This is a genomic window from Magnetococcales bacterium, assembly GCA_015232395.1.
Classification (GTDB): domain Bacteria; phylum Pseudomonadota; class Magnetococcia; order Magnetococcales; family JADFZT01; genus JADFZT01.
In genome coordinates this window covers 1-17642 of sequence record JADFZT010000078.1, presented here as the reverse complement: position 1 = coordinate 17642, position 17642 = coordinate 1, and the positions used below count along the sequence as shown (strand labels likewise).

Here is a 17642-nt window from a genome sequence, read left to right as displayed (position 1 = left end):
TGCTCTTTTTGCTCTTTTTGCTCTTTTTGCTCTTTTTGCTCTTTTTGCTCTTTTTGCTCTTTTTGCTCTTTTTGCTCTTTTTGCTCTAGTGCATATTCCATTGTCAGGATATCAGAACCAGTGCGTACCCCACCTTTTTCCGATAGTTCTGTTGCAAACTTTGGCTTAACACTAAAGCGAGCATTCTGCCAAAGAATCTCATGGTAACTTACAGACCTTGTAAAACCATCCAGACGGATCAATTCTTCTGGGCCTCTATATTCCTTAGGACTTCGTCGAGGAGCAACACTATTCCCAGCTACAGATAAAATCTTTGTCATTGATGCTGCAGCAACGGTATCAGTATCCACAAAAATTGCGTTCGCATTGGCGGCATCACAGAGTCGGAAGGCCCTATCTACAACTGCACCTATATAATCATGACTACCGGTTGGCAACGAGAACTCAACCACCTCTCCATAACCAATTCCGATTGAGCAACTACAGCGTATAAGATTCTTTGCCCGGGCAGAAGCCATCTCTTCTTGAACTACGATAGACCAATTGATAGCCTTAGCAGCATCGTCTTCATCAAAAACAGCCATCAGCCCATCCCCAAGGTACTTAATAATCTCTCCCTTGTATCCATTAATCGTCTTACCAAGAAGGTCAAAAAACCATCCGTATGTAGTTAGCCATGCGGCCTCCGGCTGCTCCTCCTTCATTTTTGTTGAGCCTGTCAAATCGATAGCAACGACTGTTTTTGCTACACGAGAACTTGGATCACGGAATGTATCACTCAGTTCAACCATACTAAATCCCCCTATAACATTCATGAGAAACAAAACTTATCATAATATACCAAAGCGGAATAGAGTGAAAATATTTGTTAACAAAAACCATAACACAATTACGTACCACCGAGAATCGCAAGACATCTATGACCCTATCCTCCAAGAATCGGGGCAAGAATCGGGGGACACCTTGGGGCAAGAATCGGGGGACACCTTGGGGCAAGAATCGGGGGACACCTTACCTATTTCCCTTATGGACGAATCGGGAGACACCTTATTTACTTGCCTTATGCCATCCAACAAAAAACCATCTCTATCGAGTTTACTTCACAACACGGTTACGCCAATAATCTGGTCGACGGCTTAGATGCATGATAGCGAGTACATGCACCTTTCCTCGCTCATAAAAGTAGACAATGGCGAAAGGAAAGCGCCGCAACACATAACGCCGGGCAGCCTTAGAAAAGGCAGGCCATCTTTCAGGGGTAGAAACCACCTGTTCAAGCCCACGTTCAACCTCGGCTAAAAGTAGTCCACCCAAGCCTTTATGCCGTTGTTCATACCAGAGAACTGATGATTCTAATTCCGTGGCAGCCTCTGGATGGATCTCAAGCCTTGTCAACGATACGCTCTGTTATCCGGTTTCGAACGGTATCCCAAGCCAAGCAGGTCACCCTTCCACCTCGGATATCCTCCAACCGCTGGGCGATCTCTGTTTGCCAAGCGGCTTCCGTTTGCGGATCATCCTCCCCTTCTTCCAGGCTCAAAATCAAATCACGAGCCATCAAAGAACGCTCTCTTTCTGGCAGGGCCAATGCCTGTTCAATCACTTTGCTTGCCGCAGAGGGCATCGCCGCTCTCCCAATTCCGGTTATGTGATGGTTCATCAAACCTACCCAATTCAACACCATGCTACCAGCTTGCAACGATCAAAGGGCAACCAAATGTGGGGCCACCCTATCCATTTCTGCTGGAATCCGACGAATCTGATTAGACAAATTCAGCATAAATAATCTTAAAATTCAACATAAATCCACTCTCTCTGTCATTTTAAAATGCAAGACATCGATGAGCAAGCACTGATTTGCCAGGATCTGATCCCGCCCCTGTGCATGATGACAGCTGTGACCAGCTTACGATTCCTCATCCACCTCGAACCCCGGCACGCTGTAGCTGGTGCGTTTGCTGCCGCCCGGGTTGCGCAGGAGAAGCCCTCGATTCAGCAGGTCATGGATGTCGCGGTTGGCGGTGTCTACCGAGCATTTGCCTAGGGCGGCCCATTTTTTGGCGGTGAGTTTGCCTTCGAAGCCGTCCATAAAGCGGTTGAGGATCGCCTTCTGTCTTGCTGTCAGAGGCTCGTTCTGAAATTGCTGCCAAAACGCAGCCTTACGCAGCACCGAACGGCTTTGATCCAAGGCGGCATCCATCGCCTGATTGAAAGTGGCTATAAACCACATCAACCAATCCGTGATCTCAACGCCCCCCTTTTGCGTCTGCTCCAGCACCTCATAATAGCGCTTTCGATCCCGCTGAATCTGGGCTGAAACGCTATAAAAACGTTGACCGGTTCCCTCCATCTGCGCCAACGCCAGATCGGCCATCGCCCGGGCCAGGCGACCATTGCCATCTTCAAATGGATGCAGGGTGACAAACCACAGGTGGGCGATACCACTGCGCAGAAGGCCATCCAGGGGGGGGGAATGGTTGAACCAGGTTAAAAATTCAGCCATCTCAGCAGCTATGACTTGGGCGGGTGGGGCCTGATAGTGAACCCTCTGCCTCCCCACCGGGCCGGAAACCACCTGCATGGGGCCGTCCTGATCATCTCGCCAAGCGCCGACAGTGATCTTTCCCAAGCCGGAATAGCCAGTCGGAAACAGCGCCGCCTGCCAACCAAACAACCGCTCAACACTCAGCGGCTGCCCATGGCGATGCATGGCATCCAACATCATCTCCACAACTCCCTCCACCTGGCGGTCAGGGGGGGATAGAGCCGCCTGGGGCAAGCCAAGATGACGGGCTACAGAAGAGCGCACCTCAGCGATATCCAGTTTTTCTCCCTCGATTTCAGAGGTCTGCACCACCTCTTCCACCGTCGCCCACCACTCCGCATCCCGCTGAAGGACAAACCCCAGCTGATGCATCCGCCCCAGCAATTTCCCCTGCTTGTAACGTGCCTCAGCCAGAGGGGTCAGCAAGGTCGCTGCATCCCAACGAAAATGGGGCCAATTTTCTTCCTGCCAAATATACACGAGTATTCTCCGCATGATTTGCGGAAAATATAGCACCATTCGCCGCATTTCTGAAGCGGATTCGGGGCAAATATTGCGGTGAACGAAGAGTTGGGGGGGAGGTGAATAATCAGCTCCGGACCATCTCCAGGGCGTGGATGGCGGTGCCTTGGTGGGGGGGGTAGAAGCCTTTTAGCTCCATGCGGCGGAATTCACGGTTGAATCTGGGGTCGCACTCGATAATCCACGACGGGCCTTTGGATTTGCGCACGCGAGTAAAGCCGACCAAAAAAGAGTTGCCGGTAAAGCACAAGCCCCTCACAAAAAAACGGGCCGGGTGGAGCTCCTGGCGGATGATCTCAGCGTTGGGATTGCGCCAGGCCACCCCATTTTTGGACGATTCCGTCACCACAAAACGCCCCTCATGAAAAACCCCGTCATGAGCCCCCATAAACCCACCCGGCTCCACCATGAACGAAGCGGCCCTGGTCTTTGGGTTCAAGTGAATAATCGCGCTATACGGCTCGCCAAACCAACCCTTGGTGCCGACATACAAAGAGCCCTTGTGCCAGGTGACCTCATTCAGATGGTGGCGATAAAAGGGGGAGCGGCTTTTGTGTACATAACGATATTCACCCTTATCCAGATCCGGAACCTTCAACCCTCCACCCCGCTTCATCCGATCCCTCAAACGATCCATCAACGGTGGCGGATCCTGGGATAAAAGCGGATCGTCCGGCCCCCAGCGCCACAGGGGCTTGCCGGATTGGATATCGAGACAGAGGACCGACTCCACCGCAGTAGAGGCCACCCACAAATGTTTGCCATCCGTGGTCATCCCATGCAAATCAGCCATCTGGGGGGTTGAAATGGTGTTGATGATCTCAAAGCGGTCGTAGTCCACCTCGATGATAAAGTTCCAGAAAGCCACATAGATCCGGTTGCCGACCTGGCAGACGCCACCGATCAAGGGTCCCATGAAGGCTTGATCATCCCGGAAGGAAGCGCAGGGGATCTTGAGGGTGCGAATGACGCGCCGTTGGAACCAATCGATTTCAGCCAGCACACCGTAGGCGTGATAGCCAACCTCATAGCGTTCCGGTTTTAGAGTGGCTAGAATTTTCAACTCTGGGACAACTCCAAGGTCAAGATCAACTCAACGACAACTCCAAGGTCAAGATCAAGGTCAAGGTCAAGATCAAGGTCAAGATCAAAAGAAAAACCTTGGGGGGAGGAATCCCCCCAAACCCCCCGCTTTTTTTTTAATAGTTCAAGTCAAAACCTCTTTTTCAATACAAATTCGGATTCCGGTTTGTAGATTCCCTGATACAGCGTATTGCCTTCCATCATCACCCGCATCGCTTTGGAGATCCGAAAGCCCTTTCTTTGGGCACCGCCGACACCTACCCCTACCCGCACCACATACTCCCCAGCCCGCACCCGCATATTTTGCCATCTCACCTCAAAACAGTTCCTACCCGCTTGCAGATCCAAATCCAGGGTCTCCCAAACCACCGATACCGCATCCGGACTCTCAAGGGCAATATTGACCGTCGCTTCCCCCACATCCGCCTCAACCGCCAACGTAAAGGCAATCTCCACCACCGAACCCGGGGTCATCACCTCCGTCACTACCCCATCCACCCGCATCCCAATCTCTTCCAGGGTGGTGCCGATAAAATCAAACGATGCCCGGTTTAAAATATTGCCCAACGTCCCCGAGCCGACGGTCTTGGCATAGGCCGCAATCGCATCTTCCGGCGGTCCCATAAATACCGGACGCCCCTTCTCCAACACCAACACCCGATCACACATCCGGCGAATCCGCTGCATGTTGTGGGAAACAAACAGCGTACATTTACCCCGGCCCCGCAACGCCTCCAGATGCTCCAGGCATTTATTTTGAAACCCCATATCCCCCACAGCCAGCACTTCGTCCATCAGCAGGATATCGGCATTAATATGCACCCCCACCGCAAACCCCAAACGCACCATCATGCCGCTGGAATACATCCGCACCGGGCGGTCCAACCACTCCCCCAGCTCACAAAAGGCCTCAATCTCCGGTAGATTTTTTTGGATCTGCTCCCGGCTAAGCCCAATCACCGTCGCCAACAAACGAATGTTTTCCCGGCCGGTCAGCTCCATATGCACCCCGGCGTTCAGCTCGATCATCGGGAACATTCCCCCATCCACCATCACCGTGCCACTGGTGGGGGGGGTCACGCCGGCTAAAACCTTGAGCAAGGTCGATTTTCCCGAACCATTGCGACCAATCAACCCCAGAGTCTCCCCGGGACGCACCTCAAAGGAGATATCCTGCAACGCCCAAGGCAGCTCCTTCTCCTGCCCCGGCTCCATCCCGACCAAGCTCCGAGCCTGCCGCACACCCCGACGCAAAAAAGGCATCAACGGCAAGCCATAGCGTTTCCAAAGCCCCTCCACCCGAATGACCGCTTGGTTGTCCATCACAACACATCCGAAAAATATTGGGAGACCGACCGAAACAGCGGCCAGGCAATCAACCACACCACGGCTATCCCCAAAACAGAGGTACCGAGCAGCGCCAAATCAGGCCCCTGACCCAACGTCAAAATATTGCGAAACCCCTCAATCAAACCCACCATGGGATTGAGAGCAAAAATCCCCTGCCACCGCTCCGGCACCTGGCTCGCCGGATACATGATGGGGGTGGCCAGCATCCAAAACTGCATCAAAAACGGAATACCAAAAATAACGTCGTGCTTGAAGGTGCCCACGGCGGCTGCGGCAAGGCCAATCCCCAAAGCAAAAAGCGCCGTTAAAACAACCAGGAGGGGAATCCACAGCAGGGTCCAACCCACCGGCACCTCATAGTAGACCATCATGCCTACCAGGATGACCGAGGCGATCAAAAAATCGAGCAGAGAAGTGACCACCGCTGAGATGGGAAAGATCTCCCGAGCGACGGATATTTTTTTAAGAATTCCCCCATTGGCAGAAATACTGGGGGCACAGCGGGAGACGGCATTGGAAAAAAAGGTCCAGGGAACCAAAGCACTGAAGGTAAAGATGGCGTAGGGGATGCCGTTGCTGGGGATATCCAGCACCCCCCGCAAAAAAGTAAACACCACCATATAGACCAAAGGCTGCAAAAACGCCCAGGCGGGCCCCATCAACGAACGTCGATACTGCCCCTTGAACCCCCGCACCACCAGCGCCTGGGCCAGAGCCACCATCCTGCGCCCCTCCCCCACCCCGCCTCGGGTTTGCCGGTAGATCCCTTTTTGTTTGATGTCCATATCCGAAAAACAGTCCAATCCGCCCAAACAGCCAGAAAGTCAGAAAAAAAATCAGCAAGAACCACCATCCTTTTTCAGTGGCATCCTGGTGTAATATAGACAATCGGTCCCACAAGATCCAACGGCAGCCTCGCCACTGAAGGATTCCATGATCCACCTGCTCTACTCCGCAGACTACGAGCTTTATCTGGGAGGCAACCATCTCCCGGAAACCGAGGTGCTGATCCCTCCGACCGACAGGCTCCTGCAGACCTGCAAAACCCTGCAAATCCCCCTCACCCTCTTTGTGGATAACGCCTCTCTCTGGCGCCATCGACAATGGGGAGCGGATCATTTTGTCGAAGCTGCTGAAAACCAACTTCGCCAAGCCATCACCCAAGGCCACGACGTCCAAGCCCACCTCCACCCCCACTGGCTTGAAACCGAACGCGCAGGTCACAGCTACCGCTTCGACCCCAAAAGCTATCTGCTGGGACATCTCGACCCCGATCCTGAGCTGTGTGAACTCAAAATCAAGGGGCTCTTGGATCGCTCAGTGGAATATTTCACCCAACTGCTCTCTCCCCTGTCAGCCGATTATCGCTGTATCGCTTTCCGGGCAGGGGGATATGGCTTGCAACCCCGGGAAAATATCCTCTTGAAAGCGCTCCAGGAGAGCGGCTTTCGCATCGACTCCAGCATCATCCCGGGACGCACCATCCAAAACCCTTATCAGCAGGTGGATTTCAGCCAGGTTCCAAATCAAGCCAACTATTGGCTCTCAGAACAATCCGGCCTCTCCAAGCCAGCCCCCAAGGGAAAAGGGCTCTTTGAAATTCCCATCCCCAGCTATCACATGCCCGATGGCGAAGCAGGAAGCATCAACCGATCCGAAGCGATCCAACAGGCCGCTCGTATCCTTCTGACCGGCGCCTCCGGCCCCCCTCCCCGGGGAGTGCCCTGCAACGCGCCTCCCCAAGCCCCCCGGGTGGGTCGACTGAAACAGGCCTGGTGGCGCTGGCATGCCCTCTTAAAGCGTCGCCATCTCCATCTGGAACTCTCCACCGATGCCAACGCCATGCTCCGCTGTCTCACAGGCTATCTGGAACCATTTGACCCGGCTCGGGAGGATATTTATCTCTCCCTCAACAGCCATCCCAAGGGCGTCACTTCCAGGCATCTCACCGCGCTTAAACATTTTCATCAAAAAATTCAGCATCATTTTGGCCACAACCTCCAAGCCATCACCTTTCAAGAGGCCGCCCGCCGAATCGAAAGAACTACCCCATGAGCCAGCCCCCCATTTTCATCCATATCGGCATGGCCAAAGCCGCCTCCACCTTTTTACAGAGAGCCTGTTTTCCCAGCTGGCCGGTGGATGATCATCACTTCAATGAAAAGGATCTGGAACTGCTGGTAGCGGAATCCCTGGATGTGGATTTTTTTCGGCAGCGGTTTCAACACCTCACCCCCGGCCCCCGGGGCACCACTCTTTTTACCAATGAACTCCTCTCCGGCTCCCCCCCCAATGTGCAGCAGATCTATCCCTACGATCCACAGCAGATCGCCCGGCGACTCCAGCACATCTATCCCTCGGCCAAGGTTCTTTTGATCATCCGGGAGCAGCGCTCGATCATTCTTTCCACCTACGCCTTTCGCACCATCAACAAAGGCTTCAACAGCGAACCTCTGGCACAATTCATCGCTACCCATCGGGAAAAGATGGGGGACTATTATGGTTATGATCGATTGATTCGCAGCTATGGCGATCTGTTTGGCGGGGAAAACCTTTTGGTGCTGCCTTACGAATGGTTATCGGGGGATCGGGAGCGGTTTTTGAATCGGATGCAGGCGTTCATGGGCATCTCCGCCCCTTTTCCTGAAGAGGGGGAGCGGGTCAACCCATCAGACAAAAGCAGGGGCTATATCGATCTCTGTCGCATGTTGAACCGCCCCCTCTTTCAACTCTTCAAACTATCTGGACGCAACCGAAACTTTGGCAGAAGGCTGCATCGATTCAAGCAGGGACCGCTGCAAAAACTGGTCGGAGTCATGCCCCCTGCCACCCGGAAGCCGTGGCAATTGGATGATGGGGAGCTGGGGGAGCTGCATCGATTATTTGGCGAGAGCAATCGGAGGACGGAGCAGTTGACCGGACTTGACCTGAAGGCGCTGGGCTATCTATGGGAATAGAGTGTCATACCCATTCCGGTTCAACAGGTGAGTCGAATAAAAAAAACATTTAGCCACAGAAGACACAGAGAACACAGAGAAAACCAAAATCGAGCCAAACTCGTGCCTGGTATAGCCATTCAAATTAAGAATTGGACATATGCCGTTGCATTTTTGCCGTCATTCTCGCGAATACGGGAATCCAGGGAGTCTGGCGCAAACCTTTCCAAATCTTGCATCACTTTCAGCAAAATACCGGCCTTTCTTGAAAATTTGGTTTTTCCTTGAGGGCAATCATCAGCTCCCTGGATCCCCGCCTTCGCGGGGATGACGAGTCAGGGAAGAGTGTCCAATTTTGAGATAGAACTGCTATAGTGATCGGAATATTCAGCTGTTTTTCATGCTTTTCCTCTGTGACCTCTGTGTTCTTGGTAGCAGATTTTTCGGTTTTGAATGAAGGAAGCCGCCATCGCCACCGGATAAATCGGCTAGGTGGTGGGGCTTGAAGAGCTACCGATAAACTGGGAGATCACCTCCAGCAAGCGGGCCTTGCGGATCGGTTTGGTCAGGTGCAGATCACACCCGGAGCGCAAGGCTTCATCGGCGTCATTTTTCATGGCATGGGCGGTCAAGGCGATGATGGGGGTGGGGGGTTGACCCTGCGCCTGCTCCCACTGGCGGATGGCACGAGTGGCTTCATAACCATCCATCCGGGGCATCTGAATATCCATCAATACCAAATCGAAAATCCCACTCTGAAACGCCTCAACAGCCTCCACCCCATCGGCCACCTCTTTCAATTGATATGCACTCTTTTTCAGATAGGCTGCCACCAGCAGGCGATTTTCCTCGGCATCATCCACCAGCAGGATGGTCGCCTCTCCCCGCCTGACGGAAGCGGTCGGCAGCGCCTTCTGCTCCACCTGCTGCTCTTGAGGCGCCAGCGAGTCATTCACCTCTTCCCTGGAAACTTCCGGCAGGGGGACTTCAAAGGAAAATTCACTGCCCTCCCCGACCATACTCTCCACCCGGATCCACCCCCCCATCCGCTGGATCAGTTTCCAGCAGATGGCCAGCCCCAGCCCTGTACCACCGTAGCGGCGGGTGGTGGAATAGTCCGCTTGGGTAAAGGGATCAAAAATGGATGACAGCTTTTCCTTGGGAATACCGATGCCGGCATCCTTCACCGCAAAAAGCAGTCGCCCCTGACCGCTTGGGACTATTTTGACCGTCACCTCCCCCTGCTCGCTGAACTTGATGGCATTGCCCACCAGATTGAACAAAATCTGCCGCAACCGCTGGGAATCACCCACGACCCGTTGGGGGATGGCCTCCAGCTGATGCAGACCCAAGCCAATCCCCTTTTCCCTGGCCTGGGGGATCAGCACATCCATCACCTCGGAGAGCAGCGCTGACAGGTCAAACAGGGACTCCTCCAGCTCCAGTTGGCCCGCCTCGATTTTGGAAAGATCCAGAATGTCGTTGATAAGGGCCATGAGCCCCAAACCGGCCCGATTGAGAATGTCCAGCTGGCGCATCAAGGGAACGGGAAGGTTTTCTTCGGCCAGAAGCTCGCCCATGCCGATAATGGTGTTCATAGGGGTGCGGATTTCATGGCTCATGTGGGCCAAAAACATCGATTTGGCCTGGTTGGCCTGCTCCGCTGAAGCCTTGGCCTGCAAAATCCGTTTTTCCAGCTCTTTGTGGCCGGTCAGGTCGGTGAAAAAGGCAAAGGCCACCTCTGCCCGACCAGCTTCATCCCGGAGGGTGGTACAGTGGGCATGAACGTAGATCTCCCGGCCCTGGCTGGAGAGAAAAACCGTATCGAACTCCCGATGGTTGCTTTTGGTGATCTCCCCACCGATAGCCATCAAGAGCTCGTATTGGCCGGGTTCGACAAAATCGAGAGGTGTCCGACCTAAAATATCTTCTCGGGAAGCTTCCAGCATGTCACACAGGGCGTCGTTAACCTCCAACACCTGGAAAGTGATGGGATCAAACAGCCAAAACCCCTCGGTGGTGGACTCCAGGATAGAGCGATATTTAAGCTCGCTACGCCGCAACGCCTCTTCCATCTGCCGGCGCTGGGAGATATCCAGCCCAGTCCCGGAAAGAAAAAGCTGGCCATCCAGTTCCACCCGGGAACCGGTAAAAAAGAAAGGTTTCCTCAGGCCTGATTTGGTCAGCAGGGAAGACTCAATACTGGCATAGCCACGCTCAAACACCTGACGAATCCGCGCCCCCACCAGCTCTCGATCTTCCTCGGGGATAAATTCCAGGGCGGTCATCCCCCCCATCTCTTCCGAGGAATATTCGCTGACCGCCTCCATATTGCGATTCCAACGAACAAGAAGTCCGGCTTCATCAAACAGATAGAAAAGACCCGACAGGCTCTCAATCACCGCTTCGGAAAAACGGTGCTCCCTGGCCAACTGCCGCTCCATCCGTTTGCGTTCTGAAATATCCAGGATCGTGCCCACCATCCCGGCCACCTCACCATCCAAACCATTGAAGGTGGCCTTGTGAAACACCACATCCCGCTTGGTCCCATCGGCCTGGGCCACAAGGGTGTCATAGACCTGGGAACCCTTTTGATGCATCAACGCCTCATCGGCCTTGTGGTAAATCTCCGCCAATTCCGGGGGGGCGAGGTCATAGACGGTCTTGCCAGGAAGTTCATCCAATGAAATGCCGACGAAGGTTTCAAAAGCGGTATTCCCCCCCTGATAGGCCCCGGCCCGATCCTTAAAAAAAACCGGTGCGGGAATGGTGTTGAGCAGAGTTTGCTGAAATTCGAGCTGCCGGTTGAGCTGAATCTCTCCAGCGGCCTTCTCTTTCACCAGATGTCTGAGCACGCGATTGCTCAGTTCCACCTGTTCCAGGGCCTGATGGATTCGCCAACGGAAAAAAAGCAGAAGCCCACATAAAAAAAGAATAGGCAGGGTGTGCTCTATCAGCTCCCACTGAATCTGATGCCACTTTTGGGTAAGCAGGGGCTCCAAATTGACGCTGAAGGCAAAATAGACGGTGCTGCTCTCATCCTGGGGGTGGCAGTTGGCACAAAAACCCTCCCGTTTGAGAGCGGTGACGACAGTGATACCCTGCCCTTGATTGCTCCACCACGGGCCGTCGATTCCCTCTGCGAGCTGAAGAGAATCGACATCAGAGGAATATTTTTGAAAGGTTTGGAGGTTGGCTACCCGATCTTGAAAAAGCTTGGGGGAAATCCGCTCCTTGACCCCACCTTTCTGGTCCACCGGATGTTCCCCATCCAGCTCTATCCGGACCATAAAGCGCAACACTTCCAGGAGGGAGGAGAGTCGGGATTCCTCAATGGAAACCTCTTCCCCACGCGCTACTTTACCTTCCAGATGGTTCAACACCACCTCAGTGGGAGGAGGAATTCGTCCTGCCACCGGGTCTGGTTCCCGAAACCAGAGGGTAAACAGGTTGCCATTGATTTTTTGCAGCCGCCCGATCTCTTCCAGACGACCATCGACACTGGCCACATCCAGGGTGGTCATCCCTTCCAACACCATGCTTGTGGTCTCAATGGCGTTTTTGAACACCCCCTCGGTCAGCTCGGCACGCTCCTCCAGATATTCCTGATATTCGGAATGGCCGATCCAAAAGCCCACCAACAGCAGCATGAAAAAAGCGCCAAGGGTAAGCCGATCAATCAATTGACGACCGGCACTTGCCGATATCTCCGGGGATTGATCAGGAGTGGTGGGTTTGGCTTCCATGCGGACAAAGCGCCTGTTGGGGACGATCAGAGAGTGCCTACGAAACGTAGCGCATCATAGTAACCGAAAAATGAGCCTGATGGGCGGAAAAACTGAAATTATACGCATTCCGGCAGGCCGGAGCAGCTCTCGTTGACAACTGAACACACTCTACCATTTTCTTTGTCACGACAGGAGCAGGGAAGAGGTCTCACTCTCCCCTCTCTTAGGAACCGTGGGTAGCGCCCGCTCCTACCCTCCTGACACCTCCACACCCATTGTATGACTCACACGCCCCTCCTTTTCAGCCTTTTCCCAGGCGTTTAAAAAAACCAGCGCAGCCCCCCCGAATCCAGCTCATCCCGACATTTACCCAGCTGGGCACGATACCGCTTGGCATTGCGTGCCACCTTGTCGGCCACCCCCAGCAACCAGGATTTTTTCAGATAACTCTTTTTCCGATACCCCCCCTGCCCCTCGTGATAGGCGAGATATTGGTTTTTGGCGTCCCACTTGGAAATGCCCAACATTTTGTGGGTCTGATTGCAGTACCAACCGATAAAATCGACGGCATCATCATAATTATCCCGGTCGGCACCGTGGTTGCCGGTCTTCTCCTGGTACCACTCCCAGGTGCCGTCCAACACCTGGGCATAACCGAAAGCGGTGGTGGGACGAGGCCCCGGGAGAAACCAAAACAGCCTCTCCCGGGGAGGCTTGGCGTCGTGGCGAAACTTGGACTCCTGGTGGATGATGGCCAACTGAACGTGAATGGGCACACCCCACTTTTCGTAGGATTTTTTGGAACTCTCATACCACCCACGGTCTTCAAAAATCACACAGGCATTGTCGATATTGCCGGGGACGGAGGCACACCCCCCAAGGACCACCCCCATGACCACCATCCAGCCAACCCTCCGCAGACCACGCCCCATCATCGCCCACTCCTTCTCTTCAACCTCGCGCGCCAATATTTTTTACGATCCTTTACGGCAATCCATTCCAACCCATATCACCAACCGGGTTCAACCAACCAAACCCAATCCCCTCAACCGCCCCCCCTGGGCCACCACCGCACCAAACTCAACGGGGAGAAGGTCGTCCCCCCTTCAGTTCTGATGCACCAGCGGTTATATTGAACCAATCCGTCCAGCCGCGATACCGTTATTTGTCATCCCCTTTTTCCCAGTCATGAGTGGTTCCGCTGCCATCAATGGTTTCCTTTTTTTTCCTGCCCCCGGTCCATAAGCCCACTCCCATCTCGGCTCCTCTGGGCAATACAGCCTTGAGGCGGGTGGCGTGGAGCGTGTGGTGCTTGATTTTTTTTCAGTGGGGAACACTCTTAGCCGCTGAAATCAACCACGTCACCACCCAACCCCTGTACACCCTGACCACCGCCAAAACCCTCGACGCTCCGGCAGCCGTGATCAGCCTGAACGACACCCAGATAACCGCCGAGGTGGCCGGGGCCATTTTGAAACGCTCCCTCAAGGTAGGGGATCGGGTCAAAAAAGGGGAGACCCTGCTCAAACTCGACCCCTGGGAGCATCGATTCACCCTGGATCAGGCCCGGGCCTCCCTGAAAGAATTGGAATCCCGCCGCCACTTGGCTGAACGACAATATCAACGCGCCCTGGAGCTGAAAAAAAACAACCAGACCAGCACCGAAATTCTGGACCGGCGCAAAAATGAACGCAGCGTGCTGGATGCCCAGATCAGCCGCCAAAAATCCATCGTGCGGGGGGTGGAAAAACGCATCGCCAAATACACCATCAAAGCCCCCTTTGCCGGGGTGGTGGTGCAACAAAATGCCCAGTTGGGAGCCTGGGCCGCTCCAGGAACCCCCCTCTTGCGGCTGATGGATCTCAACGAGATCGAACTGACCGCTCAGGTAGGGGTGACCCAGGCTGAACAACTCCTGGATGGGGAGGCGTGGCACTTTCGCCATCAGGAACAAAATTATCCCCTGCAACCCCGGGTGGTGCTGCCGGTAGCCAATCCCACCACCCGAACCCGGGAAGCCCGTCTGGAATTTATCGGCCCCACCCCCACCCCCGGTGCGGCAGGCCGCCTCACCTGGCAGAGCCCCAAGCCCCATCTGCCCCCCTGGCTTTTGGTCAACCGGGATGAAAAATTGGGAATTTTTTTGGCTGAAGAGAATCAAGCCCGCTTTTATCCTCTTCCCCAGGCCAAGGAAGGTCAATCCACACCCCTCACCATGGATCTGACGGGAGATGTGATTGTCCAGGGACGGGAAAATCTCGTCCATGGCGCCCCCATCCAAGTGGCGCCCCCATCCCCGCTCCCATCCAGCCCCTGACCCGCCCCATGGCCCGTTTTTTTCTACAAAACCACGTCTTCGCCAACCTCACCTTTGCTCTGGTTCTGGTCATCGGTTTTCTCTCCTACGGCCTCCTGCCCCGCCAGCAGGATCCGGACATGAACTTTAACTGGATTCAGGTCATCACCATTCTCCCGGGGGCCTCCGCGGAAGATGTCGAGAAGCGCATCACCGACCCCCTGGAAGAAGCCCTGGAAAAAGTCCCGGATATCCGTTTCGTCTCCTCCGGCTCCCGGGAGTCCACCTCCACCATCCTGGTGCGGTTTAACGATATCGACACCCGCACCTTTGACAAGCGGGTCAATGATCTCAGGCGTGAGATTCAAAACAAGGAACGGGAACTCCCCGAAGAGGCGGAAGATCCCCTGATTCTGGAAATCACCAGCGCCAACGGTTTTCCCACCGCCATGGTGGTGGTGATGGGCCAGGCCGACGATGAAAATCTCCGCCGCCAGGCCCGCCACGTCAAAAAGGATCTGGAACGCCTGAAAGGGGTCGATACCGTCGCCCCACTGGCTTTGCGGGAACCGGAAATCCAGATCCGTTTTTTGCCGGATAAGCTCCTGGGGCTGGGAATCTCCCCCCTCCATCTGGCCGACACCGTCGCCGCCCGCTTCCATAATATTTCAGCCGGCACCATCCGGGTGGGCAAAGAGGACTGGCTGTTGCGGCTGGAAGGCAACACCCCCGATCCACAAGAGCTTGCCAGCTGGCCCGTGGTGGGGGCCCAGGGAGAGGTCACCCTGGGGGAAGTGGCTGAAATAGCCCGAAGCCGCAAAAAAGCCCGTTTTCAGGTGGGCATGAACAACCGCCCGGCGGTACTCCTCACCCTCACCAAACAGCCCAACGTCAACGCCCTGGATCTCACCGCCCGGGTGCGGGAATATCTCAAAACCCGGGAGGAGATCCGCAACACCACCGGGGTGGATGTGGTGCTGGCGGATGATCAGACCCATATGGTGCAAAACGCCTTGGGGGTGATGGAAAAAAATGCCCTTCTGGGACTCGCCATGGTGATGGTGGCCACCTGGATTTTTCTCGGCAGTCGCATTGCAATCCTCATCGGCCTAGGCATCCCTTTTACCCTGGCGGGCACCTTCGGCCTCACCTACGCCACCGACGGCTCCATGAACGTCATGCTGCTCCTGGGTGTGGTGATCTCCCTGGGGATGCTGGTGGATGATGCCGTGGTGGTGGTGGAGGCGATCTATGCCCAGATTCAGCGGGGTCAGGATGCCATGTCTGCGGGTTTGGCAGCTCTACAGGAAGTCGCAGCCCCCGTGACCACTTCCGTGCTCACCACCATGGCCGCCTTTCTGCCTTTGATGCTGCTGCCGGGAATCCTGGGTAAATTCATGCGGGTGATCCCCATGGTGGTGACCATCGCCCTGGCCATCAGCCTGGTGGAAGCGTTCTGGATGCTTCCGGCGCACATCGCCGCCCTCAATCTCAACTTTTCCTCACCCTCCCGGATGCACCGCCTGCGCACCCGTTTTTTACAAAATTTGCGCCGCCATTATGTCCGCTGGTTGACCCGGGTTTTGCGTCGGCCCCAGTTTTTTCTGACCATGGCGATTCTGCCTTTTATAGTCGCGGTCGGCGTGGTCTCCCAGGGGCTGGTGCGCATGGAATTTTTCGCCATGGATCCCCTACCCCTCTACTATGTCAATGTCGAGATGCCCCCGGGAAGCCCCCTGCAAAACACCATCGACACCACCCTGCGCGTCGCCGAACGGGTTGAGGCCGGGTTGCGGGAGGGAGAGGCCCGGGCGGTGGTCTCCTATGCGGGGCAGATGTTTACCGAAACCCGACCCTTTTTTGGTGACCGCTACGGCCAGATTTTGGTCAGCCTCAACCCCGATCGTTCCAAACGTCGGGAGGTCAAGGCGATCATCGAAGGCATGCGGGAGGCGGTCACCACGGTTGCCGGTCCCCGAATCATCTCCTTCCTGCCCCTCTCCGGCGGCCCACCGGTGACCAAACCCATCTCGGTGAAGGTGCGGGGGGATACCTTCGAGGAGATCATGCCAGCGGTGAAAGCGGTCATTGGCATTTTGGAAAAAATACCGGAAGTCCACGATATTACTGATAATTTTTCCGAAGGGCGTGCCGAGCTGGTTTTAAAACCCAATGGGGACGCCATCCGCCAGGCGGGGCTCCACCCCACCACCATTTTGCGCCTGAGCCGGTTGTTGGCTGATGGTGAAGAGGTCGCCAGCCTCCAGCACCAAGGGGAAAAAATCGCCGTACGGGTGCTGGCCAAACCCGAAACCCTGACAGATATCGGCACTCTGCTGCGTTTTTCCGTCCCCGGCCCCGATGGCCGCCAAATTCCCCTGGAGGAACTCACTGATCAGCGGGTGCGCCACGGCATCGATGCCATCCGTCACTATAATTTCCGCCGGGCGGTCACCGTGGAGGCCGAACTCGACAAAGAAAAACTTGATACTGTCACCGCCAACGACCGCCTTAAAAAAGCCTGGGAAGAGGTGCGCCACGATTATCCTGGCGTCAATCTCGATTTTTCCGGGGTGCTCGACGACATCAACGAAAGCATGGATGCCATTGTCACCCTCTTTCTCTTTGGGGTGGGGCTGATGTATATGATCCTGGGAACCCAGTTTGGCAGCTATTTTCAGCCTTTCATGATCCTCACCACCGTTCCCATGGCCTTTACCGGCGTGGTGTTCGGCCTGCTCATCACCGGTCACCCCCTCTCCCTCTACACCCTTTACGGGGTGGTGGCACTCTCCGGGATCGCCGTCAACGCCTCCATCGTCCTGATCGCCGCAGCCAACAGCCGCCGCCGAGAGGGCATGAGCGTTCTGCACGCCATTATTTTTGCCGCCCGCCGCCGAGTCATCCCCATCGTGATCACCTCTCTCACCACCATCGCCGGTCTCTCCTCCCTGGCCATGGGGCTCGCTGGCCACTCCCTGCTCTGGGGGCCTGTGGCCACCGCCATCGTTTGGGGTCTCGGTTTTTCCACCTTTCTCACTCTCTTTCTGGTGCCTCTCCTCTACTGGACCTTCATGGGCAGCCGGGAGAGAGCCCGGCAAAAAACCAAAACCCCCCCCCCCCCCCCCCCCCCCCCCCGGAAAAAAAACCCACACCCCACCATTCCCCCCCCAGAAAAAACA

General features: G+C 55.2%; 12 protein-coding genes. 4 read left to right on the top strand and 8 right to left on the bottom strand.

All coding sequences use genetic code 11. From position 1 onward, the window contains the following. From HQL52_16800 to HQL52_16775, 6 genes are all read right to left on the bottom strand, one after another. The coding region (locus HQL52_16800) for an adenylate/guanylate cyclase domain-containing protein (GenBank protein ID MBF0371111.1) at nt 1–791 on the bottom strand (791 nt) is incomplete at its 3' end. A 590-nt stretch (nt 792–1381) separates the two neighbouring features. Continuing rightward, nucleotides 1382–1624: an addiction module protein gene (locus tag HQL52_16795; protein MBF0371110.1), complete on the bottom strand. Its 243-nt coding sequence runs from the start codon at nt 1622–1624 to the stop codon at nt 1382–1384. Between the two features lie 282 nt (nt 1625–1906). Next, nucleotides 1907–3040, bottom strand: a complete 1134-nt coding sequence (locus HQL52_16790) for a Fic family protein (protein ID MBF0371109.1) — start codon at nt 3038–3040, stop codon at nt 1907–1909. Between the two features lie 94 nt (nt 3041–3134). Then, the gene (locus tag HQL52_16785) at nt 3135–4130 is read right to left on the bottom strand and encodes a hypothetical protein (GenBank protein MBF0371108.1); all 996 of its coding nucleotides are present in this window, start codon (nt 4128–4130) and stop codon (nt 3135–3137) included. Between the two features lie 149 nt (nt 4131–4279). Then, a complete protein-coding gene (locus HQL52_16780) occupies nt 4280–5473 on the bottom strand; it encodes an ABC transporter ATP-binding protein (protein MBF0371107.1) in 1194 nt (397 codons plus the stop codon). After that, entirely contained in the window at nt 5473–6285 is an 813-nt protein-coding gene (locus tag HQL52_16775; protein MBF0371106.1) for an ABC transporter permease, read from the bottom strand. The genes HQL52_16780 and HQL52_16775 overlap by 1 nt, the downstream gene beginning before the upstream one ends. Before the next feature lie 148 nt (nt 6286–6433). On the opposite strand from HQL52_16775, the gene HQL52_16770 reads away from it, so the two are divergent. Then, nucleotides 6434–7555 (top strand): hypothetical protein, encoded by a 1122-nt coding sequence (locus HQL52_16770; protein MBF0371105.1) that lies wholly within the window; start codon nt 6434–6436, stop codon nt 7553–7555. Further along, nucleotides 7552–8457, top strand: a complete 906-nt coding sequence (locus tag HQL52_16765; protein ID MBF0371104.1) for a sulfotransferase — start codon at nt 7552–7554, stop codon at nt 8455–8457. Before HQL52_16770 ends, HQL52_16765 begins: the two co-directional genes overlap by 4 nt. Before the next feature lie 467 nt (nt 8458–8924). Here the strand turns inward: HQL52_16765 and HQL52_16760 are convergent, their stop codons facing one another. Both HQL52_16760 and HQL52_16755 read right to left on the bottom strand, forming a co-directional pair. Next, nucleotides 8925–12182: a PAS domain S-box protein gene (locus HQL52_16760; GenBank protein MBF0371103.1), complete on the bottom strand. Its 3258-nt coding sequence runs from the start codon at nt 12180–12182 to the stop codon at nt 8925–8927. Between the two features lie 302 nt (nt 12183–12484). Beyond that, the gene (locus tag HQL52_16755) at nt 12485–13066 is read right to left on the bottom strand and encodes a transglycosylase SLT domain-containing protein (GenBank protein ID MBF0371102.1); all 582 of its coding nucleotides are present in this window, start codon (nt 13064–13066) and stop codon (nt 12485–12487) included. 410 nt (nt 13067–13476) lie between these two features. Here HQL52_16755 and HQL52_16750 point away from each other — a divergent pair, with 410 nt between their 5' ends. Both HQL52_16750 and HQL52_16745 read left to right on the top strand, forming a co-directional pair. Next, nucleotides 13477–14481, top strand: a complete 1005-nt coding sequence (locus HQL52_16750) for an efflux RND transporter periplasmic adaptor subunit (protein ID MBF0371101.1) — start codon at nt 13477–13479, stop codon at nt 14479–14481. Nucleotides 14482–14489: 8 nt separating this feature from the next. Continuing rightward, a partial coding sequence (locus tag HQL52_16745) for an efflux RND transporter permease subunit (GenBank protein MBF0371100.1) occupies nt 14490–17642 on the top strand: 3153 nt, incomplete at its 3' end.